Here is a 26,913-nt window from a genome sequence, read left to right on the forward strand (position 1 = left end):
AAAGACGCAGAAAAATCTGGAAAAGCAAATCCCAAAAAGTGAAATTCCAAATTCCAATGTTGAGAGCCATTTGGAATTTGGAATTTCACTTTTTGGGATTTATTGAATACAGTACTTACATTTTTGCTATCTCTTTAAAACCAAAACGATTATTACAGCGTAAATGCCTTTATAACTTAAAACATTAATTATGAAAACTAGAAAATTTTTATCAGCAGCAGTTTTAGTCTTAGGATTTGCATTTACTTCAAATGCACAAAAAACAGTAATGGTTGGCGGAGCAGCAATGTATCCGAACAAAAATATTATTGAAAATGCAGTAAACTCAAAAGATCATACTACTTTGGTAGCTGCCGTAAAAGCAGCAGATTTGGTAGCAACTTTACAAAGTAAAGGACCATTTACTGTTTTTGCCCCAACAAATGCAGCGTTTGATAAATTACCCGCAGGAACAGTAACAACATTATTGAAACCGGAAAACAAAAAAATGCTTCAGAATATTTTAACGTATCACGTTGTGGCCGGAAAAATGAATGCTTCCGACATTGCAAAAGCAATTAAAAACGGTAAAGGCAAAGCAACACTGAAAACAGTAAGCGGAGGCACATTAACTGCCTGGATGGATGGCAAAACTTTATATATCAGCGATGAGAGTGGTAACAAAGCTAAAGTTACAATTGCAGACGTAAATCAGTCCAATGGTGTAATTCATGTAGTTGACACTGTTTTATTACCAAAAAGCTAATTTGATAGAGTAAGAAAGCAAAAAAAGAACTGTAGATGCATCATTTATAGTTCTTTTTTTATGCAATATAAATTGAGAAATAGCAGTATTTAGTCGATTGTATGTAACTCTTTAAAAAATGTAATTAGAATATTTAAACAAAGAGTTTGCGTATAAAACTAGTAGAAATAGCAAACGCATTTCTACTGCATAATCATGCTATGAGTACTAAAAGAAGTAAAACGTCTTTTTCCGTTTTCAAAACTATGTTTTTATGTGTTAAAAAGCATTTGAATTCAAATAACTTATCGTTTGGCTGTTAAAGTGGAACCAGCCGAGGCAATAACAACACAAGCAACCGCTAGTATTTCATAAAAACTTAAACGTTCCTGAAGAAAAATAAACCCGCAAATAGCAGCTGCAGCAGGTTCTAAACTCATTAATATACTGAAAGTACGCGGAGGAAGTTGTCCTAAAGCTTTCATTTCTAAGGTAAACGGAATTGCACTTGATAAAAGCGCTAAAGCGATACTTAGCCCAAAAAGCTTTGGAGTTAGATTGACAAGTCCATTTTCGTAAAAGCCAAAAGGCAGAATTAAAAGAGCAGCAAAGAGCATTCCGACAGAAACAGCCTCACCATCTTTCATAATTTTTGAAACTTTTCCACCTAAAACAATATAAGTAGCCCAAAGTCCTCCGGCCAAAAGGGCAAAAATAACTCCTAATGTGTCTATTCTGCTATTGGTCCAGGGGGCAATTAAAAGTATTCCGACCGCTGCGAGTAGTACCCAGCAATAATCCAGTAGACGCCTGGACCCGATTATGGCGAGTAATAAAGGACCTATGAATTCCAGAGTAACTGATAAGCCAATTGGGATTCTCTCTATCGCCAGATAAAATATTAAATTCATTGCACCCAAATTCAAACCGTATGGAATGACAATTTTCCACTGTTGTTTGGTAATTTTAAATAAATTGGGGCGATAAGCGGCAAATAAGATAAGAGCTGAGATACCAATTCGTATAGAAGCTGTTCCCGCCGCACCAAGAGCCGGAAAAATTGTTTTAGCAATAGCAGCACCACATTGTACACTAATAATTGCCAATAGCACAGCCGGAACCGGAGAGAGGTTAAATTCTTTGTTCTTCATTGAAAGTTTATGCTGAAAAAGCAAAACTACAAATAACTAAGCAGAAAAGGCTTTAGGTTAGTATAAAAGTATGGCCTTTGCAGTAAAGACAATAAAACTGATAGGATTCTTTTAGAAGGGTGTATTTTAGGAAATCACACAAATTCTCAAAAGAAAACATCGGGCAGCATAAAATGTTTTGCCAATTCGCAAGAAATATTCCAGTGAATTAATCTAAAGCACGCTTGGTCACAAAGTAGCGGTAACCTATAAGAGCCAATTGCCATTTCTTTGCTTTAGTAATATCTAGGCCCTGCTTGGTTAAACTGGGCAAAAGTACCTTATTTAGTTTGGCTAAAATTTTATACATAGTAGGTTAATTTTTTTCAAAGATATAAAAAAAGACTTTGCTATTTAGTAAAGTCTTTCTTAGTAATAAATTAGATGTATTTTTTATTCTGTTAAGGTTTTTGTTTCGCAATCAGTAACTTAATTTTTTCAAGCATTTCTTTCGCATTGGTATTTTCGGGCGAAAGCACTACTGATTTTTCGTAATTCTGTTTCGCAAGTTGTAGCTGATTATTTTTGTAATAGCTCTCTGCCAGACTGTCAAATGCATTGCCTGATTTTGGATTTTCTTTGGCATTTAATTCAAAGATTTTTATGGCATCGTTCAATCTTCCATAGTTCATGAGGGTATAGGCAATCTCGTTTAATCGGTACTCAAAATTCCAGTCCGGATGTGTCTTTTTGGTCGTAAGATAGTTTTGTTTTGATTTTTTAATGTCAAGTCTTAAAAAATCATAATTTATCTTTTCTGCAGCCAAGGAATAAGCATCAACAAGAGTTTTGTCTACAATTCCTGCAACATGATCGACCACTTGTGATTGTACATATAAATCTAAATATTTGTGTCCGTTAGATAAAAATATAATGGTCATATCATTCTTAATAAACTTTCGAAAGGCCGTTTCGTTGCCTCCCGTAAATCCATAAGAAGGTATTTTGTTCAAAGAAACAACTTCCCAACCATATGTAAAAGCACGTGTATCATTAGCGTATTGAAATGGCTCCCACATTGCATATTTAGTATCACTTCTCATAAACGTATTGTTATCAAGATTCTCATTCCAACGAATAAATTCGGGAAGCGTGATAACCAGCCCGTTTGCTGAATGCGAATCAATACCAAAGTTCATCGGTTTGTTTTCGTATTTTTTAGTTTCAGGATTGTAAGTATATCTAATGCCGTCGGCAGGTAAAGCACCTGCTGTATCGGATAAAAAAGAAACACCGGATTTTACAGCTGCAAATTGATTTTTTAAGATATATTCGTCAAAAGTCAAACCTGTTATTTTCTCAATTATCTTGGCCAGGAACAAATAGTTGGTTTGATTGTAACGGTATCTGGCTCCTGTTGCAAATTCCATTGGTTTTGTTGCTAATATTTCAATTCTTTTTTCATAAGGTAAGGTAATCGGAATGTCGTTGAATGCAATTATATTGGGCAAGCCTGAAGAATGAGACAATAAATGAGCAACTTTTATTCCTTGCCATTCTTTTGGAATATTGTTTAAATATTTTGAAATAGAATCATCTAATGACAACTTTTTGTTTTCTATCAACTGAAAAACACCAACATTAGTAATCAATTTTGTGGTTGAGAAAATTTTAAAACCAGTGTTTTTATCCACTGGTTTATGCTCTTCTAATGATGCTTTTCCATAATATTTCTCATAAATCACTTTTCCGTTTTTGATTACTGCTAATGCAGCTCCCGGGATCTCATTTACCTGTATTACTTCTTTGAGATAGGTATCAATTTTCTGTGCTGTTTCCTTAGCATCAATAGTGACACTCTGACTAAAGCAGCAGTTTAAAAATGCAAAAAACGAAGCGATAAAGAGAGATTTTTTCATTGACTTAAGATGTGTTTTTAATTTGTTTTCTGTCTTTTAGCCATACTTTTTTGCTGTTGGATAATAGCTCTTTGCTGTTGTCTCATGTCTCTCTCATGTTGTCTCATATCTCTTTCATACTGCCTCATGTCTTTCTCATGTTGCTTCATGTCAATTTCATATTGTCTCATATCTTTTTCATGTTGCTTCATGTCTATCTCATGTTGTTTGCTATCGCCATTTTTTTGATAGTTATTGAGATTGTACTTTTCCATATCAGCATTGTATTTGTCCATCGCTAATTCGTATTTCTGCATTTCTTTTTCGAAAACAGCTTCGTATTTTGACATGATTTCGTTTACCTCGTTTTCGTAAGCAGCTAATTTTGGCTCAAGTTCATTCATTTTTTTTTCAAATTCATCCATATCCCTTTCGTAATTTTTCATCGCCTTTTCATCATTTAGATTTGCAGGAGGAACAGGAGGTTTAGGCATATTAGCCATGGCAGTTGGAGGTGATGGTATTGCAGCACTTGCAAAAACCGGAGGTGCTGGCGGAGTAGGAGGTGCCGCATAGGTTCCGTTTTGATATACGGTTTTACTTTCTCTAACCTGTACCGGATCATCAATATCAGCTACATCGTCAAGTTCACCATCTGAGATTAATTTGATTTTTTTGGTACCATTATCATTCGTTACAATTACAATTCCACAATCTTTAATGGCTTCAGTGCCTTGTATTTGCATGGTTTGTGCTTCTCTGGCTTCTCTTTTAATATCTAATCTGATGGCTGTTAATTCATTAGCTGAATTTCTTTTCACTTTCGATATAACAATATCAACATTGTGATTTGACTTTAATTGTGCTGTAATTTCCTTTAATTCCTGATCGGTAGTGTTCTTTTTGATTTTGTAAACATCTTGCGTCTGATTATTTTCTTTAGTAACTTCCTGCGTCTGTTTTTTCTCCTGTGCTATGGTTTTGATTTGAAACAGGATTACGAAAGTTAGAAGTGCCGGAAGTATGGCATAATACTTCCAATAGTTCCTTTTTTTTGATTGATTTTTGTTTAACATGACAATTCGTTTTTTGATTAATGATTGATAAAAATGATTGGTGATTGTAACACAACTTTCGTGTGTTGTTATTTTTAAAAGCGTGTATTGGTACGCTTTTTTGTCCGAAAGTTTTTTTGCAGCTTCACTATCTGCAATGAACTCAAGGTTTTGAATGATGGCTTTTTTATAAAACCAGATTATTGGATTGAACCAAAACAGTACACAGAAGATTCTGGAAATCAAAACGTCGACAGTATGCTTCTGATCGCTGTGTACCTTTTCATGTTCAATAATATTCTCTAATTCTGAAGCAGTGTACAGTGATGAGTTGTAAACGATATAATCAAAATAAGAGAAGGGAGCAATATTTTCGTTTGTATCTATAAATTTAAAATCAGCTTGTTGTTGCACTTTTTTACCTTTCAGTACAGAATTCAAACTATAAAAGTCTATTCCAAATTTGGTTAAGAAAGCAATAAAACCAATCGCATAAACAACCATATAAACCAGGTTCCAGTTGATTTCAAAAGACTCTTCTTCTATAACATGCGTAATTGAAGCAGGAGAGTAACTTATATTTGAAACCGGCACAGGATCGATCCAGATAATTTTGGTGTACACTATAAAAGGTAAAACCAGTGAGGTAATTAATCCGGTCAATAAAAACCATCTGTTACTGGTAAAGAAGGTCTCTTTGCGTAATAAGAAATGATAAGCAGTATAAAACAAAAGTAATAAGCTACCTGATTTTGCGATATAAACGAATAGTGCTTCCATAAAATGATGATTATTTTTGTTTTGGATTTTCGATCATGACTAAAATTTCACGCAGTTCAGCGGCAGAAATTTTCTCTTCTTTAGCAAAAAAAGAGACCATACTTTTATAGGAACTATTAAAGTAATTATCAATAGCAGTGTTCATAAAACCTTTTCGATACTCTTCAATACTTACAATCGGATAATATTGATGGGTGTTTCCGAAAGCATTATGGCTCACATATTCTTTTTCCTCCAGATTACGAACAATAGTCGAAAGGGTATTGTAATGCGGCTGATCTTCCGTGATCTCGGCTTGAACCTCTTTTACGAAGGCTTTTTTGAGCTTCCATAAAATGTGCATGATTTCCTCTTCTTTATTGGTTAACTTTTGCATGGCTTAAGGTTTTAAATTATGGAGAAGACCTATTTTTTGGTTGTAATTTCAATCACGCCATTTCGACCTTTTTCGCCATATTTTTGTACAGCCTGAGGACCTTTGAAAACACTCATTTTTTCGATATTAACCGAATCAAGATCATCTAATTCTGTATCGTCTGATTGTACAACGCCATCAACGATTAAAAGTCTTTTAGCAGAACTGCCACCGGATTTTACTACAAGCTTTGGTTTTGCTTCGCTATTGTATACAATAGTTGTTGTTTCTTCATTGTCACCATTTGTAGTTACACTTACATTTGTGTTTACATTGGTTTTTACTGTAGTGCTTACATTAGTATTTGTAGTAGCATTTGCGCCAGCATTTTCACTAGTAGTATCATCAGTTTGAACATAGGTAAAGCTATTAGTTTTTTGAGATTTCTTATTTTTTATTTTTGATTCTTCAACAGACTCTTTTTCTTTATTGTTTTTAGTAACTAAGATTATTCTTTTAGACCCGTTTTCATCGGTTTTAATAATAATACCACATTCTTTAATAGGCTCAGAACCCGAAAGATGAATTGCCTGAGTTTCTGTTGTACCGTTTTTAAGATCCACTTTAATAGCTGTTAATTCATTTTTTGAGTTTCTTTTTGTTTCAGAAACAACAGCTTCAACATTGTGATTTGCTTTTAATTTTTCTACCATTTCAGCAAGTTCCTGATCTGTAGTAGATTTTTGGATCTTATAAACATCCATCGCTTTCGTTTCTTTTGAAAGGCTGCTTTTTACTGTTAGTTCTTTTTCATGAGCGACAACTTCAACCTGAAATAGAAGTGCAAACGCTACAAGTGCCGGAATTACAGTACAATACTTCCAATAATTCCTTTTGTGTGATTGATTTTGATTTAACATAACAATTCGTTTTTTGATTAATGATTGATAAAAATGATTGGTAATGGCAACACCGTTTTCATGTGTTGTTATTTTTAAAAGAGTATACTGATAGGCTTTTTTATCAGTAAGTTTTTTGGAAGCTTCATGATCTGCAATAAACTCAAGATTTTGAAAAATTGCTTTTTTGTAAAGCCAGATAATTGGATTGAACCAAAAAAGTATGCAGAAGATTCTGGAAATCAAAACATCTACGGTATGATTCTGATCGCTGTGTACTTTTTCATGTTCAATAATACTCTCTAATTCTGATGTAGTGTAAAGTGATGAGTTGTACACTATATATTCGAAATAAGAGAAGGGGGCTATATTCTCCTTAATATCAATAAATTTAAAATCTGCTTGTTGCTGTACTTTTTTGCCTTTTAGAATGATATTTAAACTATAAAAATCCAGAGCAAATTTTATCAGGAAAGCCAGAAATCCAATACTATAGAAGGTCAGGAGTACATAGTACCAATTGATTTCAAAAGTCTGATTTTCAATTGTTTGTGCTAAAACAGGTTGAAAATCCAGATTTTGTGCTGAAGTCGGAGCAACCCATACATTTTTGGTATACACTATAAACGGTACTATCAGCGAGGTAGCCAAACCGGTTAATAAAAACCATCTGTTATTGGTAAAGAATGTTTCTTTGCGCAGTAAAAAATAATAGGCAACATAAAACAACAGTAACAGCCCACCTGATTTTGCGATATAAACGAATAGTGCTTCCATAAAATGATTATTTGTCTTCCTTAGGATTTTCGATCATGGCTAAGATTTCACGCAATTCAGCTGCAGAAATTTTTTCTTCTTTAGCAAAAAAAGACACCATACTTTTATAAGAACTATTAAAATAATTATCAATAGCAGTACTCATAAAACCTTTTCGATAATCTTCAATACTTACAATCGGATAATATTGATGGGTGTTTCCGAAAGCATTATGACTCACGTATCCTTTTTCTTCGAGATTGCGTACAATAGTCGATAGTGTGTTGTAATGAGGCTGATCCTCAGTAATCTCGGCTTGAACTTCTTTCACGAAAGCTTTTTTGAGCTTCCATAAAATGTGCATGATTTCCTCTTCTTTGTTCGTTAGCTTTTGCATGTTTTCTAATTTTAATTCAAAACTACAACTATTTTTATAGTTACGCAACTACAAAAGTAGTTAATTAACTATTTTTTAAGTTTGCTTTGAATTCAGCGCATAGAAAAACGGTTCAATTTAGAGGTATTAAATTGAAAATGAATTGATTGTATTTTAAAGGAACTACTAACGAATTTTTTCGTCGATCAAAGCTTTTTTGATCCAGAAGCAACAAAATGCTGCGATAAGTCCGGTACAAGCCATAACAAACCAGTTGATTTGATAACCTAAACGGGTAATAATTTCAAAGCCGATTTTTGAACTTATAATATGAGCCAAACTAAAACTCATGGTGTAAAGTGCCATATAACGGCCTTCCTGACCACGTGGTGCGCGACTTAAAGCAAATGCATTAGAGAAAGGGAAGGTCAGAATTTCTCCAATAGAGATGCAAATCATACTGATAACGAGTATCCCGGCCCAAACATTAATGAGTAACAAAAAGAAACTTAGACTCATTATTAAGGAACCTACAATGATGATTTTTATTTTTGGAAAGCCTTTTCTTTCCATAAAGCCAACTGTTGGCATTTCGAGAAAAAAGATCAGAAGTCCGTTTAGCGTCATTAGTAAGCCGGTCTGAAATTCGCTTAAACCAAATTTTTCGTTGTGGTATAAAGGTAAGGTCGTAAAAAGCTGAAAGAAAATCATAGCAGTCGCAAAACTTACAAACAAGAAAACCCAGAAGATTTTATCATGAAAAACTGATTTTACGTTTGCGCTGCTCTCAATTTTGTCATCGTGAGTCACTTTTTTCTTTTCTTTAACCAATAAAGCAAAAATTAAAATAGAAACAATACAGGACGCTCCATCAACCCAAAACAAGCCGGAATACCCAATTCCCATAATAATCAAACCACCCAAAGCAGGACCTGCGGCAAAACCCAGATTTACAGCTAAACGCACCAATGTTAGTGCTCGCGTTCTGTTTTCCGGTTTAGCATAAGCTCCTAAAGAGACAAACATGGCAGGTCTAAACATATCTGCAATAACCATCAGAACAAACATAGCAGCACAAAGCGCCCAGAAAGTGGTTATATATTGAATAAAGAAAAGCGATACCCCACTGGTAAATAAACTAAAAATCATGATTTTGTAAAACCCGATTTTATCCGATAATTTGCCGCCTAACCAGGAACCCAACATAGAGCCAAGACCAAACGAAACCATAATCCAACCCACCTGATTGTAAGAGAAATGAAGGTCTTCTTTTAAGTATTTGGACAAAAAAGGAAGTACCATAGTACCGGCACGATTAATAAAAGTTACAAGGGTAAGTATCCAAATTTCTCTTGAAAATCCTTTAAAATTATTGATGTAGTGGGTAAAAGCAGTTTTGAGCATTATAAATTGGTTATTTACAGCAAAGTTAGAAAACTTTGTAACGTAGAGCGGTTGCTGCTTTGTTACTTTTAAACTATTTTTGCATAAAATTGTAAAGATGAAAAAAATTGTCGCATTTGTTTTGCTGTTGACCTTTACTTTAGGTTTTAGCCAAAAGAAATTTAAACAGAGTGATGCTGAAAAATTTCAGAAGAAAATTAATTCAGAATATGCTGATGCTAAGACAAGTCCGCTGATGGAGCAGGATTTGAGAACGTTTAAGGCCTTAGCGTTTTATCCGATAAATCAATCTTTTTTCGTGAATGCTGTTTTTGAAAAAGCGGTAAATGAAAAGGTTTTCGAAATGAAAACCACGGGAACAAGAACACCAAAATATATTAAATACGGAACGGTAAGTTTTAAGATTAATGGAGTTGACTGTCGGTTGAATGTATATAGAAATATAGAACTTTCGAAAAATCCGGAGTATAAGAATCATTTATTCTTGCCTTTTTCAGATTTAACCTGTGGTAAAGAGAGTTATATCGGAGGCCGCTATATTGATTTAGAAATCCCGAAGGGCAATACGATTGCAATTGATTTTAATCAGGCATACAATCCGTATTGTGCTTATAATCATAAATATTCCTGTCCGATTGTTCCGTTAGAGAATGATTTGAAGGTTGAAATTAAAGCAGGTGTGAAAACGTTTCATTAATGGAATTTTTCAATTTTCATACGCATCATTTTAGCAATCAGTCTAATATTTTAGAATTGGTCAATCAGTATCCGCAAGATTTTGATAGTGCTGTGCCGTTTTATTCTATTGGAATTCATCCTTGGTACATTGTAAAAGAACGAATTGAAAGTGATCTGGAAATTATTGAAGAAAAATTGCAAACTAAAAATTGTCTGGCAATTGGAGAATGCGGTTTAGACAAGCGGGTTGAAGTTCCGCTGGAGTTGCAGATTTTGGTTTTTGAAAAACAATTGATTCTGGCAGAAAAGTACAAAAAGCCGGTAGTGATACATTGTGTAGCCGCTTTTCAGGAAGTGATTACCATTAGAAAAAAAATGAAAATCACCGTTCCGATGATTATACATGGCTTTTCGAAAAATGGTCAGATTGCGAAACAATTGGTTAAAGAAGGATTTTATATTTCGTTTGGAAAATACCTGCTTAAAAACCCTGATTTGAAAACGGTTTTTCAAGAGGTACCAAACAATCGTTTTTTTCTGGAAACCGATACAATACAAGAAACAATTGAGCAAGTATACGATTTAGCCGCAGCATACAAGGGTTTGAACAGCAAAGAGCTGGAAAAGACTATCTTAAATAACTATAGAGTTGTTTTTGAGGGGAGTGAGATGTGAGATGTGAAACCTGAAACTTGAAACTTGAAACTTGAAACAAAAGATAACAAAAAATAAATTATAAAATCAATAAAGATATATGGCAGAGTGGACAGAAAGAGCCGAGCTTTTATTTACTAAAGAAGGATTAGAAAACCTGCAAAACTCAAATGTTTTGGTAGTTGGTTTAGGCGGTGTAGGATCATTTGCAGCTGAATTTTTGGCCAGAGCAGGAGTGGGGAACATGACAATTGTAGATGGAGATGTAGTGGACATTACCAATATAAACAGACAACTACCGGCTTTGCATTCTACAGTGGGTGAGCCAAAAATCAAAATAGTAGGAGATCGCTTGATGGACATTAATCCGGAATTAAAACTGACACGAGTTCAGGAATTTTTATCGCCGGAACGTGCTTTTGAGATTGTGACTCCAGAATTTGATTATGTTTTGGACTGTATTGACAGTATTACTCCAAAGTTAAATTTGATTTTTGCCGCAAAACGAAATAGAGTAAAAATCATAAGCAGTATGGGTGCGGGGGGAAAAATGTTAGCTTCAAAAGTAAAAGTTACTGATATTTCTAAAACGATAAACTGTTACTTTTCGAAAACAATTCGCAAGCGTTTGAAAGAAGCTAAAATCAATAAATTGAAAGTTGTCTTCTCTTCAGAAATTCAAGATGAGAAAAGTTTGAAATTAACGGACGGAAAGAACTTCAAAAAATCATTTTACGGGACCAATAGTTATATGCCAGGTTTATTTGGCCTACATGCTGCTGAAACAGTAATTCGATATTTACTGAAAAAAGAATAGTGGCGATTTTGCATAAACAGTTTGCAGTAACAATTAGAAACCTTTGAACCTTTGCTATTTAGAACCTTTGTACCTTAAAAAAAAATGATAAAAACAGTAATTTTTGATATGGACGGTGTTATTGTCGATACAGAACCCGTTCACCGTTACGCTTATTACAAACAATTTTCTGAGCTTGATATTGAGGTTTCAGAAGAAATGTACACTTCGTTTACCGGATTTTCGACTCGAAATACATTTCAAACACTGAAAGGGCATTTTCCAGCGATAACGCAGGAAGTAGAAGATCTGATTCAAAGAAAAAGAACCATTTTCAATGATGCTTTCGATACTAAGGAAGACTTGTATTTACTTGATGGTGTTGAAGATTTGATTAAAGATTTACATGCGAACGGAATTCAGTTAATTTTAGCGTCTTCTGCATCGAAGGTAACTATTGAGCGTGTTTTTACCCGATTTAATTTATATCCTTATTTTACAGATACGGTAAGCGGTGAAGACTTTCCGCAATCAAAGCCCAACCCTGCTATTTTTTTGCATGCGGCATCATTGTCAAAAGCGCCAAAAGAGAACTGTATCGTGATTGAAGATAGCACAAATGGCGTACTGGCAGCCAAAGGAGCGGGTCTCTTTTGTATAGGCTACAACAGTCATCATTCTAAAATGCAGGACTTATCCGCTTCTGATTTAATTATCAATGATTTCAAGGAGTTAAATGCTGAAAAAATATCGCAATTAGGCGCTTGAATTAAGTAAAATTTAACATTTGTTAACTGATTGAGTTGTAAATTTGAATAAAAACAAATAAACCTAGAACAATGAAAAAAATACTTATTGCATTAGCTATTTTTATGGCTCCTTTTGCTTCAGAAGCGCAGGTTAAAACACCACAAGCGAGTCCAAAAGCTTATATCAAACAAACGGTTGGTTTAACTGATGTTGAAGTTACTTATTCACGACCAGGCGCAAGAGGAAGAGCTGTATTTGGGAATTTAGTCCCATTTGGAAAGTTGTGGAGAACCGGTGCCAACGAAAATACGATCATCAATTTTAGTGATGATGTTGTAATTGATGGTAAAACATTGAAAAAAGGAAAGTATGCAATTTATACTATTCCAAAAATCGAAAGCTGGGAAGTGATTTTCTACCTTTCTACAGATAACTGGGGATTACCTGAAAACTGGAATGATGCTTATGTTGCTTTAAGAACTACGGTTAAAGAAGATGCTTTACCAAAACCGGTTGAAAGTTTTACAATTGGTATTAACGGTTTAGATCCTAATTATGGATTTCTGGAAATTGCATGGGAAAACTCACATGTTGCTTTAAAATTTGAAGTTCCAACGGCAAAAACAGCAACAGCAAGTATCGAAAAAACATTAGCAGGACCAACTTCAAATGATTATTTTGCTTCAGCACAATATTTATTTCAATCTAATGGAAATATTGCTGATGCCAGAAGTTATGTTGACAAATCATTAGACATGAGTGCTGAAAAACCGTATTATATTTTAAGACTTAAATCATTGATTCAGGCAAAACAAGGCGACAAAAAAGGAGCTATTGAAACTGCAAAAGCATCTTTGGCTGCTGCTGAAACAGCAAACAACCAAGATTATGTTAAAATGAATAAAGACAGTATTACAGAATGGAGCAGATAAAAAGATTCTGTGAATCTTTAAAATTCTAGAAATATTTTAAAATCCAAATTCCAATTTTTTATGGAATTTGGATTTTTTTTATGTTTTTACTTTGGGGATTATAGGAACGCTTTTTGGACGCGGATTATACGGGTTCGCTATCGCGAAGACGCGGATAAAAACGGATTTTTTATATTTTTTGAATGAGTTAAATGTCTATTTAATCTGCAAGATCTATAGCAATCTCCTGTCTCACTCTCAGTAAAGTAAAGAATGAAACCTGCACCAATTTCCTATGTAACTCTGGGCAAGGCAAAGAATGAAGTCCATATCAATTCCCTGTGTCACCCTGAATGAAGTAGAAGAGGGAAATCTGAAACTTGAAACTTGAAACCTGAAACTTGAAACCTGCCAAGTGTAACACGAGAACTGAGACTTAAGAAACTCTAGTTCATACTCGGTGGTTCAGGGATTTTTATGGTTTTCTTTTTCTTAATAATCAGGAGGTAAAAAGTGATTCCGCCCAGAATAATAAGCAAGGCAATTTGCAGTTGTCCCAAACTGTTATTGCCGCTGTGCGTTGCATTTGCCGCTTTTAGTTTTTCTTTTCCTTCGGCAATCTGAATTTTTGATAGTAGTTCTAAAGTTTTTAAAGCTTCATCACTTGCTTTCGATATTTGTACCCAGTCTTTATTTTGAGATTGTTTATGGATTGTTTGACAGGAATTTAAAAAAGTTTGAAAATGAGTCTTCTCGTTTGGTGTCAGAACCGTTTTAGCATAGAGATCATCTATAGTATGAATGATTTTTAAGGTACTTGCGATCTCATTTTTTTTGATGGTATCGCTCAGATTTAGCTTTTCGGCTTCTGTTTTTATAAAATGAAGTTCTTTGGAGTATTGAAAGATGTAATGTGCGACTACCAAACGATCTTTATAGATGGCATTAATGTTTTCATTGACTTTTTTGGAGTTCAGTAAGGTGTTGAAATTACTCAAAATAATGAGAAGCATTACAATGAGCAAAATGAAAGCAGCTTTGGTTTTATTGCTGTACTTTTTAGGATCCTTCATAATGAGGTTTTTGGAGTGGTTTCTCAAAGATAGAGATTTTGATTAATTAACCTACGTTTCATTATTTAAAACATTAAGCCTTCTTATCAAGAAGGCTTAAACATATTAATATGAACTAATTTAAGATTAAAAAAATCTGTCAAATCTGCATGAAATTTTATTCACCAAAAAGTATAAATCTACAATTCATTTACTTCGAGTTCATTTCTTTTAAAAAACAAAAGTTGCATGATCAAAGCCAGAACAATGGTCAGAATCGCCCCGATAAAGTTCAACCATAAATAACCTAATTTTTCCTGACCGCTTGGGTAAATGTGTATCATGAAATAATAGATGATAAAAATGGTAATCTGACTGATAATGGCGCTGTAAAACATGGCCTTTGCCTGAACATTACGCAAATAAAAACCAACCAGAAAGATACCTAAAACTGTTCCGTAGAAAATAGAACCAATAATGTTGACCAACTGAATAAGATTCTCAAATAATGTTCCTACGCAGGCAAAAAGGATGGCGATAATTCCCCAGAAAAGGGTAAAGAATTTGGTTGCATTTAGATAATGTTTGTCTGATTTTTCGGTTTTTAAGTTTCGTTTGTAAATGTCGATTGCGGTTGTCGAAGCCAATGCATTCAATCCGGAAGCTGTTGAAGACATGGCGGCCGAAAGAATTACAGCTAGCAATAGTCCGATAAGGCCTTTTGGCAGGTAGTTCAGGATAAAATGGAAGAATACATAATCTTTATCGTTAGTTTCACTGTTGCTGTCTGCTTTTGAAATGATTTCTTTGGCACGATCGCGTAGGTCTTTTTCTTTGTTGGATAAAGTCACTAGTTCTTTTCTTAGAATTGGATTGTCATAATCCTGATTCAACTGATCTATATAAAGTAGGTTGATTACCTTTTTATCTTCAGAAAGGGTATTTAGTTTTTTCTCTAAAGCGTGGTACTCTTCTTTGAATGCCGATTTTTCGATGACAGTTTTGTTGTTCGGATTAAAATTTAAAGGAACGGGATTAAATTGAAAAAACACAAAAACCATAATTCCTGTAAGCAGGATAAAGAATTGCATAGGTACTTTTAAAAGTCCGTTCATTATTAATCCCATCTGACTCTCGCGAATCGATTTCCCAGACAGATAACGACCAACCTGTGACTGATCTGTTCCAAAATAAGCAAGAGCCAGGAAGAAACCTCCGGTAATTCCACTCCAGAAAGTGTATTTCTCTTCGGGATTAAAAGAAAAATCTACAATATTCATTTTATCATTAGCTCCGGCAATATGCAGGGCACTGGTGAAAGTCATATCATTTGGCAGGTAATGTAAAATCAGGAAAAAGGTGATAAACATTCCCGTCATAATTACGAACATCTGCTGTTTTTGTGTCACATTAACGGCTTTTGTACCTCCTGAAAAAGTATAAATTATGACCAGTAAACCGATCACGACATTCATAAAGGTTAAGTTCCAGCCCAAAAGAGCCGATAAGATAATTGCCGGCGCATAAATGGTCAGTCCGGTTCCTAAACCTCTTTGAACAAGGAAAAGAATCGCGGCCAGAGAGCGTGTTTTCAGATCAAAACGTTTTTCAAGAAATTCATAAGCAGTAAATACTTTGGCTTTATGATACAGTGGAATGAAAGTCACACAAATAACAATCATGGCAATTGGCAATCCAAAATAAAACTGAACAAACCCCATTCCGTCATGATAGGCTTGCCCGGGTGTTGACAAAAAAGTAATGGCGCTGGCCTGAGTTGCCATTACAGAGAGCCCGACCGTATACCAAGGGGTTTCATTGTTGCCCAGAATAAAATCCTCGACATTTTTACTTCCTTTGGTTTTCCAGGAGCCGTATCCTACAATAAATAAAAGGGTAACAATTAGAACGATCCAATCAAATAGTTGCATAAGTTATGAGTATAATTGCATGATTAACAGAAAAATCAGAATGTAAACGGCATTTGCTACCAAAACGTAGGTGTAGCTTTTTTTCCATTTTTTTGTTTTTTTATCTTCCATTTTTGAAAATTTAGTTCTTTAATTGTGGCTTAGGCGCTTCGATAGGCTGCTTTAGCGAGATAATATTCGAAAGCAATCGATAAGCTCCAATAACACCTTCAGGCAGCTCTCTAAAGAAGCTTAAACCAGTGTAAATGTAATATCCTTTTCCGTATGGCGCTACTAGTAAGGCTCCATTTTTAGCAGATTCTCCTTTGTCATGTGACGATATAATAGGAGTGAAGGCAGGATCATATTGGTCCGGATAATAGAGTCCTTGTTCTTGCGTCCAGCCTTCAAAATCTTTAGTACTGATTTTATTTGGTGTGTTCAGTACAGGATGATTAGGTGCCAGAAATGTGATTTTTGCATTTTCTTCTGTGACACGGTCATTTGATATTTTTAGCGGATATGGAGCGATCTGATCGGTTACCATTCTGCCGTACGTATTGTATTGCACAATCATATTTTTTCCGCTTTTTATAAAATCAAACAATATTTTTTGCTTGTTGGCTAAAGCATTGACCGTATTATAAGCGCGAACTCCTGTAATAACAGCATTAAAAGAATCTAATTTTTCAGGTGTAATTTCCTCAGGTTTTAAGATTGTCACTTTGTAACCCATCTGAGTAAGACTTTCAGGCACCTCATCACCCGCGCCCATAATGTATCCAATAGCATCGCCTGCCGTTTTTAAGTCAATACGAATGACTTTTGATTCAGCCGATTTTAGGATCATTTGTTTGGTAATATGACTGTAATCAATGATGGTGATGTCTTTGTCAAAACGCTCTTTGTCAATAGTAATAATGCTTTTTGCAACAGCTTCTTCAGGTTGAACCGGAGGGGTAACTTCGAAGTAATAGGTTTGTTCGATTCCCTTTTTTTCTAAGGCAAATGAAATTTGGTTTGGTGAAATCAACCAGCCTTTTCCTAATTCTAATTGTACAGTTCCTTTTATATTATCTTTTCCGGCACGCACTTTTACAGGAACCAATTTGCTTTTGGTGTCCTTAAAAAGGAGTACTTTTTCTAAGATTGAAGTGGTGGCTTCCGGCACAATGTCCAAAAAATTGTACATTTCGCCTTTTACGCTGTCATTGTATTTATAAATGACAATACGCTCAAATGGAATTACAATACCATTAATTTTTACATTAAAAATGACTTTCACTTCTCTGATGATATCAGGAATTCCGATATTTTCCTGATTTTGTACCGTATAGATTCCTTCTGAGGCTTTTTCTTTTAGCCAGTAGGGTTGTGTATATTCAATTCCGGTAGGAAGTTGAGTTTGCAGAATGATTTTTTGATCGTTATTGTTTTTTAAGATCGTGTTTTGGACGGTAGTTTTATTTTCTGGTAAAGTTGTTACACTTGTTAATTCCATTTCAACAGCAGACCTGTTAATGGCTTCAAGGCTTAATTTAACAACACTTCCCGGAGTTGCTTCCTGTTCGCTTGCAGCTGCTTCAAGATATAAACCGGCGCAAGAAGCAATTATATTTTTTATGGCGGCAGATTTCACACTTTTCCAGTGTTCGTCTTCTAAAGATTCGATCATGGTATAGACTTTTACCAAATCAGGTATACTTGCCGATGGATTACTGAAATTGTAATTGCTAATAATTTTAGAAACCAATTCTCCGATAGGTTTTCCGTTTTTTACACGATTCCAACTTGTGTCAATTCCTTCAAACAATTGATTAGGGTCTTTTGGAGCTTCACCGTTGATTAGTTCCAGATATTCAGTTTCATTTCCGCGGGCACCTGTACTACCAAAACCTTGAGATTGGTGACGACTGCGACTTAAGGCAGCAATTTCCTGATTAGATTTTCCAATTCCGGTATAATAAACACCCGTTTCTAAGGTTGCAAATTTGGATTTATTTGCTGCTGCAAAACTTTCCTGACTTCCATAAAACCACCATGAAGTATTAAAATATTGACGTTTAACCTGCCATGGTTTTACATATTTCAATTGTTCCGGATATATTTTGGGATCATTTGTCAATTTAAAACTTTCAACGCTCAACATAGCTGATGAAGTATGATGCCCGTGTGTGGAACCGGGAGTGCGGTGATCAAATCGATTGATAATAACGTCCGGTTGAAATTTTCTGATGGTCCAGATAACATCGGCCAAAACCTTGTCTTTGTCCCAGATATGTAGTGTTTCTTCTGGGTTTTTTGAGTAACCAAAATCATTGGCTCTAGAGAAAAACTGCTCTCCACCATCTACTTTTCTTGCTTCAATTAATTCCTGAGTTCGTATAACACCTAATAGTTCACGCAACTGAGGGCCAATCAAATTTTGACCTCCATCACCACGTGTTAATGACAAATACCCTGTTCTGGCGTTCATTTCATTTGCGAAATAAGAGATCATACGGGTGTTTTCATCATCAGGATGCGCAGCCAGATACAATACAGAGCCGAGAAAGTTTAATTTCTTGATTTGATTATAAATTTCTACGGCATTTGGTTTTTGTGGTTGTTGTGCTAAAGAGAAGGTAGTTCCGACTAAAAAAAGAAGAAGAAGAATTGGTATCTGAATTTTTCGCATAGCTAATTTTGGTGTTTTTTGAAAGAAGTTCAAAAATACTAATTATATTATTGAAGATTGTGCAAATGAAATGTTAACGATCGATTTTTTTGCTATTAAAACATGCAAAAAGAGAGTATCAACATGCTGATACTCTCTTTGTTTTTATTAGAAGATTACCTTCTTCCATGACGGTTTCCGCGGTCATGATCGTGATCATGGTCATCATCATCGTCGTCGTCGTGGTCTCTATCGCGTTTTTTATAATGTTTATCATAATTTTTTCGATTTCTATGATCATCATTATAACCGTAGTAAACCGGCCTTGGTTTGCACGTTCTTTGAGGTGCTCCGTGGTATCCTTTATAATATCTCACTCTATGTCTATCAAAGTAAGTGTAAGGGGTTCTGCCGTGATAATCTGTTAAAACTACTTTATAGCCTCCGTACAAATCATAATTGCGATATTGTCTTGGCAAACGTGTTGCTCTAATCCATCTTTCTCCTCCAAAATAAATAAACTGCGAAGCTCTAACATCATAATAAGCTTCGATATCCGGCAAATAATAATACTCCATTTCGGCATAACCTGCCGGACCCCATGCAGGAGGGGATCCAATGTTAACATTTACAGATACCTGGGCTTGTGTGGCGTTTGCAACCATAAGTAATAATCCTGCGATTGCTATTTTAACTGTTTTCATTTTTTTTAGTTTTTATGTTAATTTTAATCGTATTTAGCGATATTCATATACTGTGCCAAAAATGAAAATAGTGTGCATTTTAACCGATAAATGATGCGTTTTGTCGATATTATTTTGTTAACGATTTGTAAAGTATTTGATTTTTAATGAGTTGTAAAATTGTTAAAATTTAGATTTGGAGATAGTTTTTTCGAAAATAAACAAAGATGGGAGAGGAGTTTGCAGTTTATTTGTATTTTACAATTCTTGGTTTTGCAAGCTCAAAACTTTGCAGACCGTAATCTGTGGTTTCAAATGTGTTGGTTTTGATGACATTATCTCCCTGCATCGGAATACTAGGGTAATAAGAGAATGATATTTGAAAGGAACTGAAAACCAAATAGTCATTACTGATCAACAAACCTAAAGTCAATTTTGAGTATGGTTTATTTCTAAACATTGCATTATTTGGGCTTCCGAGAACACCTATTGCATAATGAAAAAACGGATTAAGACGGAAACCTAAAAGTTCATATGGCGAATACGTTTGGGTTTGAAGTGCTAAAACCGCCTTACTTGTTCCGTACAAAGCAGCATTGAAACCTGCCAGTCCATTTTGTTCGTTCAGATTTAATTGGTCACCCATACTGTCTGCCCGATTGATTCCCAATACAAATTGAGGATTAACAAATTGTCTTAGTTTCCAGTTGCCAATACTGTACAATTTGGTAAAGTAGTTTGACTCAAGTAAAATAGTTGTTTCATAGGTTTTAGATTGATGAAAGTAAGTACCGGCCTCAAAATTCATACTTAAAAAACCTAATTTGTAATAATTGCCAAAAGAAAACTGAGCTCCCAGATAAGGTCTCGAAATCGCATTTTTGTATTGGTAGCCAAATGTTATTCCGTAAATTCTGCCTATAGGAACGTCTTCTGTTCGTCCATTTCTAAAAATATAACTGTCTTTGACGAATTTTCGGGTATTAAATCCGATCCCGGCTAAAAACAGTTTTTCATCAGAATAGAAATTAATGGAGTCGTATGCAATTGACGGGCTTTCCTTATAATCGACATTAAGGACGCGTGCAGAAATAATCAGATTGGTTATTCCATGATGCTCATCTTCAAAAACTTTTGAAGCTTTTCCGGCCCAAAAATCTTGAAATTGGTGTTTAAAGGGCTGAAAAGCAAATTTCAAATCGGGTCCCTGCAAACTGTCTCGTTTGAAACTTTCACCTAAATAAATACCTCCCGCCCATTTGGTTAAAGGAGAATAAAAAGCACGTTCAACATTAATGCTCTTATTGTAGTTATTGTCAAAGTCATTATTGTACTTCAACACGGTACTTATAAAAGTATGTCTGATACTTGGTATCGTGTAAGTGGCATCATTTTCGTTTGCTCCATCGTCAAAGCGATTCGTAAATTTGTAATCTAATTGGTGACCAATTCCGAAGAAGTCTTTTTCTTTTAATCCGATACCAACCTTATCACTAGAAATAGAAAACCTTGGAATAGTACTCCACGAATCTAAAACACGGATGGTAACATCAATAGAATCCGATGCCGTGCTGGCTAACTTTTTTGAAATTTTTACAGCAGTTACGTAACGCTGGGATCGTATAAGACGCTCCGATTCTTGTACTTTATAGGAATCGTAAGGGGTATTTTTTTTGAACAACAACAAATTGTAAATGGCTATTTTTTTTGTTTTTAAATGAAGCCTGTTACCTGTTCTTTCTCCCCAATTTCGAGGCATAGCAGTTGTATCTGTAACTGAATGTCCGAAGGGATCTAATGTAACAATTGTTATTTTTCGTATGATTTTACCATTGTAATTGATAGTATCTGTTTCGACAGGTTCAGTTTCTTTTTTTCGAGGTCTGCTGGTTCTGAAAAAAAGCTTGTGTAAGGTTTTGGTGAATTTATTTTTTTTAGAATAGTTTCGAATCTTGGTATAGATCTCCGTACTATCTTTTTTAGGTTTATCTACCTGTGCGAAAAGACTCTGCAAGCAAAAGCAAAGTGTAACAGAAAGAACAATTTTTAGTTTTCGCAGCATTCAGATATTTTTTAAGCTTATATAAGGTGATTTTTATATGAATATAAGCTAAATATTGCTCATAAGTTACATCAATTAACATTTAGTTTTAAAAATTTATAAATGAAGAGCAGGATAGGTTGTGGTACCTTTTTTGGGATACGGATAAAACAGATTTATTTTGGAAAAATCCGGTAGTTTTTTAGTGGAACAGCAAAAGAAAGAACATCAATGCTTTCTTTTTATTCTGCGAACAATGAATGACAAAATAGACTCCTTATAAAAGTTGCGGAATCAAACATAAAATAGGTAATACTCATAAAAACAAAATCTGACAAGTTTTAAAACCTGTCAGATTTATTATTCTGAAATTCGGGAAAGACAGTTAATCAAAAAACTCCTTCTCTTCGTAATGAACCGGCATGATTGAGATTCCTTTTTGTAGCAATAAGTTGTTAGCTACGCAAAGAATCTTGTCCCAAGCATTATTGTTATTGAAGAAGACAATTATGATCCTTTTGGGTTAAAGTTTACAAACATGGTGACATCCTAGATTATCTCCGCTTAATTTGAAACCCTCAGCGTTTGCTGAGGATTTCGATGTTTATGGCGCTACCTTAATACTCTGGTACTTAGTTCTAAAAAGAGAAAATGCTTCCGTACCTAATGAAAGATAAACCTTTAAAATGAAATTACAGGAAAAACCAAATCTTTCGGTTTTATTTGCCTTTTTCTTTTTTCTGCACTTCCAGCACCTGTTCCACTAAGTTAGAAGCATCAAATGTGCTTCCTTTTTGAACAGGAGGATATTCGATGAGTGTTTTTAGATGCTGCTGTGCCAGTTCCATTATCGGAGCCACCACCCATGAGGTGCGCTGTGCCATATGTCCATAGGAATCTTTGGTATCGTAACTTTCAAAAGGATCACTACGGAGATTAAAAATCAAGTAACCCCTTGGCGTTATGTCGTCATAATAATCTTCTCTGGTGCTGAAATGAATTTTCCAAGGTCCCTTTCTTACAGCCATTAATTTGCTTTCGTGATAATACATAAAATCATCCCTGCTGCTTTTTTTAGTTTTCTCCAGCCAGTAGTCCAGATTATTAACGCCGTCTATATACTGATTTTTCTCTTTTTTGATGTTTTCGTTAATATTTGCAACCCCAGCTGCGGTGGCAAATGTGGTAAACATGTCCATATGTGCCTGAATGCCATTGTCAATCTGATTGGGTTTAATCACGCCGGGCCAGCGGAGCATAGATATCACACGCAGACCTCCTTCGTATGTGGTCATTTTCTCACCACGGAAAGGCGATGTAGCCCCGTAAGGCCAGGAAGAATGTTCCGGACCATTATCGGTAGAGTACCAGATAATAGTATTTTCATCCAAACCTTGTGATTTCAGCCAATCCAATACTAATCCAACATCGTGGTCATGCTGCATCATACCTCCTCCATGCATGTCCTGATCATGCGTAATGGTATCAGCGGCATGCTCCCATTTCTCACTCAAATGAGTATAAAGATGCATACGGCTTGTATTAAGCCATACGAAAAAAGGTTTCCCGTCATCTTTAGATTTTTTCATAAATTCTTCGGCTTTTGGAATCACCTCAGAAGCATCAAAATCTTTCATTCTCTCGATGGTTAAAGGGCCGGTATCTTCTATTTTCTGCTTTCCAACTTTTCCAAACTTGGGATCAATGGTCGGGTCATCTTTTGCAGTTGCAAAAGAATGCAGGACGCCACGTGTACCAAATTTTTTTGCAAAAGCCTCTGGTCCTCCGGGATAATTTTTTGCATAATTTTTGTAACCCTCATATTCTGCCTGTTCCTGCGTATTAAGATGGTAAAGGTTTCCGTAGAACTCATCAAAACCATGTACGGTAGGAAGGTGCTCGTTTCGGTCACCTAAATGGTTTTTACCAAACTGCCCTGTAGAATATCCTACTTTCTTAAGCACTTCTGCCAGACTCGGTGAAGCTGCCTGAAGCCCTAATTTATCTCCAGGAACTCCAACCGTCACCATTCCCGAACGGATGGGATACTGTCCTGTTATAAATGCAGCGCGGCCTGCTGTACAGGAAGGCTGTGCATAATGATCTGTAAAACGTATCCCTTCATAACCAATGCGGTCTATATTGGGAGTAGTGTAACCCATAACTCCCATTCCATACGAGCTTACATTTTCCCAGCCTATATCATCTCCCCAGATAACAAGTATGTTGGGTTGTTTTTTCTGTGCCGCCACATTTATGACAGCAGCAATAATAAAAACCATTACTCCTAAAAATTGATGTTTACGCTTTTTCATAACTTTTACTAATTAAGGAACTATTATAAACTCAAATGGAACATATTAAAAACCACTAAGTTAAAAATAAATATTAGTCTTTTACTTATAATTAATATTTTTGCAACTTATAACTTCGGACGTGTTTCTAGTAATGTTAAGATCTTTTCATAAGAAATAAAAGAATCTCTTCTTCTAGTGCATTTGATGGTCAATTGGAATTCAGTTTGACTCTTTTCCTGCAGGTGCTTCCTCTCCAAAATAATATCTATTGAGCCGTTAGTATTTTTTTTGAAGACCGGGAGTTGTAGGAACTCGGTCAAAATATTTTGAATTTTTAATTACTCCATGAGTTTCAAAGTCATAAACCGTAACCGACCATTATAACTTTACGGGAACATTTGGAAACAAATACAGTTGATGCGATTTTGCCCCTTTAAGAGCCTGACTCTTTTCATCTGAGATTCTCAATTTATTAATGCTAATGTTTGTGCTAACATATTCTAATAAATCTACTTAGGCAGATATTATTTTTAACCACACAAAAAGAAGATTGTCTAATTTTTAATCTCCCGCTCCGCAAAGAGCCCTTATGAAAAGCAGGCAAATGTCTTTGACTTTGCACTTTTTTTTATGCTAATTAGAAATTGTAAATCTCATAAAAGTCTCTGACTTTTCTACTTAATGTTATGATTGGAGGAACGGCTAAGTTGCTGGCGGAGAACAGTGCAAAAAGCGGATCATAATTGCAATGTTAGAGGCTGGTTTACCAGGATCAATAAACAGAAAGTTTACAGCAAAGTACAGAAGTATACAAATAAAGCATTAATTCCGATAGAGATAACAGAATTGAGTAATAAGTAAAAACAGTTAATCAAAAAACTCCTTCTCTTCGTAATGAACCGGCATGATTGAGATTCCTTTTTGTAGCAATAAGTTGTTCGGAAAAATAATCTTTTCGCCTTCTTTGGTTTTTAAATTCACATGAAAAGCGCTAATGTCCTCAATTTCGGCTTCGATAGGGAAATCTTTATCGTGGATTTTTATAGTATCACCAATTCTAAAAGGAAATGAAAAGAATAAAATCATTCCCGAAGTAATATTGCTTAGAATTGACCATTGTGCAAACATAGCGACACCAATTACCGTGGCGATAGAGGAGACGGTGATGAAAATATCCTCAGTGTCAACTCCCCAAATTACAATCAGGCTGATTAGTACCAATATATTCATTAACAAATGAATGTATTTGATCACCAAATTAGTTCGATGTTCTAATAACTGACTAGAACTGGCATAACGACGTATTAATTTGGCAATTATCATTCTTAAACTGATCAGAGTAAGAAGGAGAATTCCGGTCGATATAATTTCGTGGCTATATTCTTTAAAAGAAAACATAAATTTATTTTTTAATCTAAAGTACTCAAATATTCATAAACTTTAGCAGTTGGAAGTCCCATGACATTGGTATAAGATCCTTCAACCTTAGTAACAGCCATAAAACCAAACCATTCCTGAATACCATAAGCACCGGCTTTGTCGTAAGGCTTGTAATTGGCGATATAATACAAAATAGCTTCGTCAGATAAATCTTTGAAGCTAACTTTGGTCACATCATTTATAACGGTAGCAGCAGTGTTGGTTTTAAAGCAAACCGAAGTAAAAACTTCATGTGTGCTGTTTGACATTGACTTTATCATTTCAAAGGCTTCTGTTGCATCTTTGGGTTTTCCCAATGCTTTATTCTGATGCCAGACTATAGTATCACTGGTCACCAGAATCTCATTTGCATTCAATTCTCCCTCAAAAGCATTTGCTTTTAGCACAGCCAGATAATCGGTAATTTCAGCAGCTTTTAATTCCGGAGGATATATTTCTTCTACCTCTTTTAATCTAATTTCAAAGTCTAAATCTAAGTCTTTGAAAAACTGTTGTCTTCGTGGAGATCCCGAAGCCAGTATTAAAGTGTATTTTTTAAGTTTTTCTTTAAGCATTGTATTTAATATTTACGGCAATAACTAGTATTGATAAAATTCCAAAAAGCAAAATTAGCTTTAAAATAGTGCTTAAATGGTGAAAATCCTTTTGTGATTTTGCTCCGGCTATTTTTACGATAAAATACAAAAGAGGCGCTAGAACAAAGGCAAAAGCATAAAAAGTAACAATAAAAAGATTGTTTTCGATAAAATATTTATTGATATAAAGGACTGATAGAATAAATGGAATGATAGCCAGTCCCAAAGCAATTTTTGCAGTTCTTGCAGTTCCAATTGCGATTGGCAAAGTGTTCATTCCCTGATTATAGTCGCCATTTACATCTTCGATATCTTTGATTATTTCGCGAATAAAGTTAATCATAAAAGCAAACAAAGCATAATCAATAAGTATAGAAAATAAACTCGCCATTTGCGCCTGATTTTCGGTGTTTGTTGCCGGAAAAATGTCAAAAACGCCAATGATGATTACACTAAAGGCCAATAATAAAGCCACGATTAAATTGCCTAAAATCATGATTTGTTTTAAAGACGTAGCATATAAATAAAGCAACGAAGCGATTAGAATAAAAATCGTAGCAAAAGTAGGCCTCATGATTACATTTGACAAATAAAAACCAATAGCAACACCGCTAACAGTAAGGCCAATGTAAATATTATAAGCGGTGGTCTCCGTTATTCCTTTGCCAACTACAACATCATTTGGTTTGTTAATGCTATCTGTAGCAACATCAAAAATATTATTGATGACATAACCCGCTGCTGCAATTAAAATTGTACTTAAAACCAATAATCCGTATTGCCAGTCGGCTAAAGCGAGTGGGATGTCTTGCTGTTTTAAAAAAGCATAACGAAATAAAAGCTGCATAAAAGCAAGCATCAGTAGGTTTTGATATCGAATGAGTTTGAGGAATTTCATTTTTTTTTTGAGGTTCTGAGGTTCTGAGATGCAAAGGTTCTGAGGTACAAAGTTGCAAAGGTTCAAAGACTTGATAAATTTTGTCAAATTTTTTAAAATTTGACAAAATTTATAGAGCAAATCTAAAATCTAAAATCTAAAATCTAAAATCTAAAATCTAAAATCTAAAATCTAAAATCTAAAATCTAAAATCTA

Annotated in this window: 23 protein-coding genes; 6 read left to right on the forward strand and 17 right to left on the reverse strand. The window is 34.8% G+C overall.

What is annotated here, in order from left to right; genetic code table 11:
• Positions 1-190: 190 nt before the first annotated feature.
• On the forward strand, positions 191-745 hold the full coding sequence (locus tag G3A47_RS20820) for a fasciclin domain-containing protein (RefSeq protein WP_166925930.1): 555 nt from the start codon (positions 191-193) through the stop codon (positions 743-745).
• Positions 746-1,029: 284 nt separating this feature from the next.
• Here the strand turns inward: G3A47_RS20820 and G3A47_RS20825 are convergent, their stop codons facing one another.
• The 8 genes from G3A47_RS20825 to G3A47_RS20860 all read right to left on the reverse strand — a co-directional run bounded on the left by G3A47_RS20825 (position 1,030) and on the right by G3A47_RS20860 (position 9,377).
• A complete protein-coding gene (locus tag G3A47_RS20825; RefSeq protein ID WP_166925932.1) occupies positions 1,030-1,875 on the reverse strand; it encodes an EamA family transporter in 846 nt (281 codons plus the stop codon).
• A 208-nt stretch (positions 1,876-2,083) separates the two neighbouring features.
• The gene (locus G3A47_RS20830; protein ID WP_166925934.1) at positions 2,084-2,224 is read right to left on the reverse strand and encodes an SsrA-binding protein; all 141 of its coding nucleotides are present in this window, start codon (positions 2,222-2,224) and stop codon (positions 2,084-2,086) included.
• A gap of 91 nt (positions 2,225-2,315) precedes the next feature.
• Complete coding sequence (locus G3A47_RS20835; RefSeq protein WP_166925936.1) at positions 2,316-3,773, reverse strand: serine hydrolase domain-containing protein; 1,458 nt, start codon at positions 3,771-3,773, stop codon at positions 2,316-2,318.
• Between the two features lie 17 nt (positions 3,774-3,790).
• A complete protein-coding gene (locus G3A47_RS20840; RefSeq protein WP_166925938.1) occupies positions 3,791-5,587 on the reverse strand; it encodes a M56 family metallopeptidase in 1,797 nt (598 codons plus the stop codon).
• A 10-nt stretch (positions 5,588-5,597) separates the two neighbouring features.
• Positions 5,598-5,963, reverse strand: a complete 366-nt coding sequence (locus tag G3A47_RS20845) for a BlaI/MecI/CopY family transcriptional regulator (protein WP_166925939.1) — start codon at positions 5,961-5,963, stop codon at positions 5,598-5,600.
• Positions 5,964-5,992: 29 nt separating this feature from the next.
• Complete coding sequence (locus G3A47_RS20850; protein ID WP_166925941.1) at positions 5,993-7,618, reverse strand: M56 family metallopeptidase; 1,626 nt, start codon at positions 7,616-7,618, stop codon at positions 5,993-5,995.
• Between the two features lie 7 nt (positions 7,619-7,625).
• Positions 7,626-7,994, reverse strand: a complete 369-nt coding sequence (locus G3A47_RS20855; protein ID WP_166925943.1) for a BlaI/MecI/CopY family transcriptional regulator — start codon at positions 7,992-7,994, stop codon at positions 7,626-7,628.
• 165 nt (positions 7,995-8,159) lie between these two features.
• Positions 8,160-9,377, reverse strand: coding sequence for an MDR family MFS transporter (locus tag G3A47_RS20860; protein WP_166925945.1), 1,218 nt, complete (start codon positions 9,375-9,377; stop codon positions 8,160-8,162).
• Positions 9,378-9,474: 97 nt separating this feature from the next.
• Here G3A47_RS20860 and G3A47_RS20865 point away from each other — a divergent pair, with 97 nt between their 5' ends.
• The 5 genes from G3A47_RS20865 to G3A47_RS20885 all read left to right on the forward strand — a co-directional run bounded on the left by G3A47_RS20865 (position 9,475) and on the right by G3A47_RS20885 (position 13,187).
• Positions 9,475-10,074: a DUF1684 domain-containing protein gene (locus G3A47_RS20865; RefSeq protein WP_166925947.1), complete on the forward strand. Its 600-nt coding sequence runs from the start codon at positions 9,475-9,477 to the stop codon at positions 10,072-10,074.
• Positions 10,074-10,730, forward strand: a complete 657-nt coding sequence (locus G3A47_RS20870; protein ID WP_166925949.1) for a TatD family hydrolase — start codon at positions 10,074-10,076, stop codon at positions 10,728-10,730. Before G3A47_RS20865 ends, G3A47_RS20870 begins: the two co-directional genes overlap by 1 nt.
• Positions 10,731-10,809: 79 nt before the next feature.
• Positions 10,810-11,526, forward strand: a complete 717-nt coding sequence (locus G3A47_RS20875; RefSeq protein ID WP_166925950.1) for a tRNA threonylcarbamoyladenosine dehydratase — start codon at positions 10,810-10,812, stop codon at positions 11,524-11,526.
• Positions 11,527-11,610: 84 nt separating this feature from the next.
• On the forward strand, positions 11,611-12,273 hold the full coding sequence (locus tag G3A47_RS20880; RefSeq protein ID WP_166925952.1) for an HAD family hydrolase: 663 nt from the start codon (positions 11,611-11,613) through the stop codon (positions 12,271-12,273).
• Between the two features lie 71 nt (positions 12,274-12,344).
• A complete protein-coding gene (locus tag G3A47_RS20885; protein WP_166925954.1) occupies positions 12,345-13,187 on the forward strand; it encodes a DUF2911 domain-containing protein in 843 nt (280 codons plus the stop codon).
• Between the two features lie 425 nt (positions 13,188-13,612).
• Here the strand turns inward: G3A47_RS20885 and G3A47_RS20890 are convergent, their stop codons facing one another.
• From G3A47_RS20890 to G3A47_RS20935, 9 genes are all read right to left on the reverse strand, one after another.
• Positions 13,613-14,239, reverse strand: a complete 627-nt coding sequence (locus tag G3A47_RS20890; RefSeq protein ID WP_166925956.1) for an MCP four helix bundle domain-containing protein — start codon at positions 14,237-14,239, stop codon at positions 13,613-13,615.
• Between the two features lie 179 nt (positions 14,240-14,418).
• Complete coding sequence (locus G3A47_RS20895) at positions 14,419-16,149, reverse strand: sodium:solute symporter family protein (protein ID WP_166925958.1); 1,731 nt, start codon at positions 16,147-16,149, stop codon at positions 14,419-14,421.
• 121 nt (positions 16,150-16,270) lie between these two features.
• Positions 16,271-18,805, reverse strand: coding sequence for a PIG-L family deacetylase (locus G3A47_RS20900; protein ID WP_166925960.1), 2,535 nt, complete (start codon positions 18,803-18,805; stop codon positions 16,271-16,273).
• A gap of 155 nt (positions 18,806-18,960) precedes the next feature.
• Positions 18,961-19,488 carry a hypothetical protein gene (locus G3A47_RS20905; protein WP_166925962.1) on the reverse strand — a complete coding sequence of 176 codons (528 nt, stop codon included), beginning with the start codon at positions 19,486-19,488 and terminating at the stop codon, positions 18,961-18,963.
• 226 nt (positions 19,489-19,714) lie between these two features.
• Positions 19,715-21,529, reverse strand: coding sequence for a hypothetical protein (locus tag G3A47_RS20910; protein ID WP_166925964.1), 1,815 nt, complete (start codon positions 21,527-21,529; stop codon positions 19,715-19,717).
• A 698-nt stretch (positions 21,530-22,227) separates the two neighbouring features.
• A complete protein-coding gene (locus G3A47_RS20920) occupies positions 22,228-23,823 on the reverse strand; it encodes an arylsulfatase (protein ID WP_243860531.1) in 1,596 nt (531 codons plus the stop codon).
• Positions 23,824-24,672: 849 nt separating this feature from the next.
• Positions 24,673-25,203 carry a mechanosensitive ion channel domain-containing protein gene (locus G3A47_RS20925; protein WP_166925966.1) on the reverse strand — a complete coding sequence of 177 codons (531 nt, stop codon included), beginning with the start codon at positions 25,201-25,203 and terminating at the stop codon, positions 24,673-24,675.
• Positions 25,204-25,214: 11 nt separating this feature from the next.
• On the reverse strand, positions 25,215-25,799 hold the full coding sequence (locus tag G3A47_RS20930; protein ID WP_166925968.1) for a Maf-like protein: 585 nt from the start codon (positions 25,797-25,799) through the stop codon (positions 25,215-25,217).
• Positions 25,792-26,718 carry a geranylgeranylglycerol-phosphate geranylgeranyltransferase gene (locus G3A47_RS20935; RefSeq protein ID WP_166925970.1) on the reverse strand — a complete coding sequence of 309 codons (927 nt, stop codon included), beginning with the start codon at positions 26,716-26,718 and terminating at the stop codon, positions 25,792-25,794. The genes G3A47_RS20930 and G3A47_RS20935 overlap by 8 nt, the downstream gene beginning before the upstream one ends.
• Between the last annotated feature and the right edge of the window lie 195 nt (positions 26,719-26,913).

Origin of the sequence: Flavobacterium poyangense (assembly GCF_011751075.1) — a bacterium.
Taxonomy (GTDB): Bacteria; Bacteroidota; Bacteroidia; order Flavobacteriales; family Flavobacteriaceae; genus Flavobacterium; species Flavobacterium poyangense.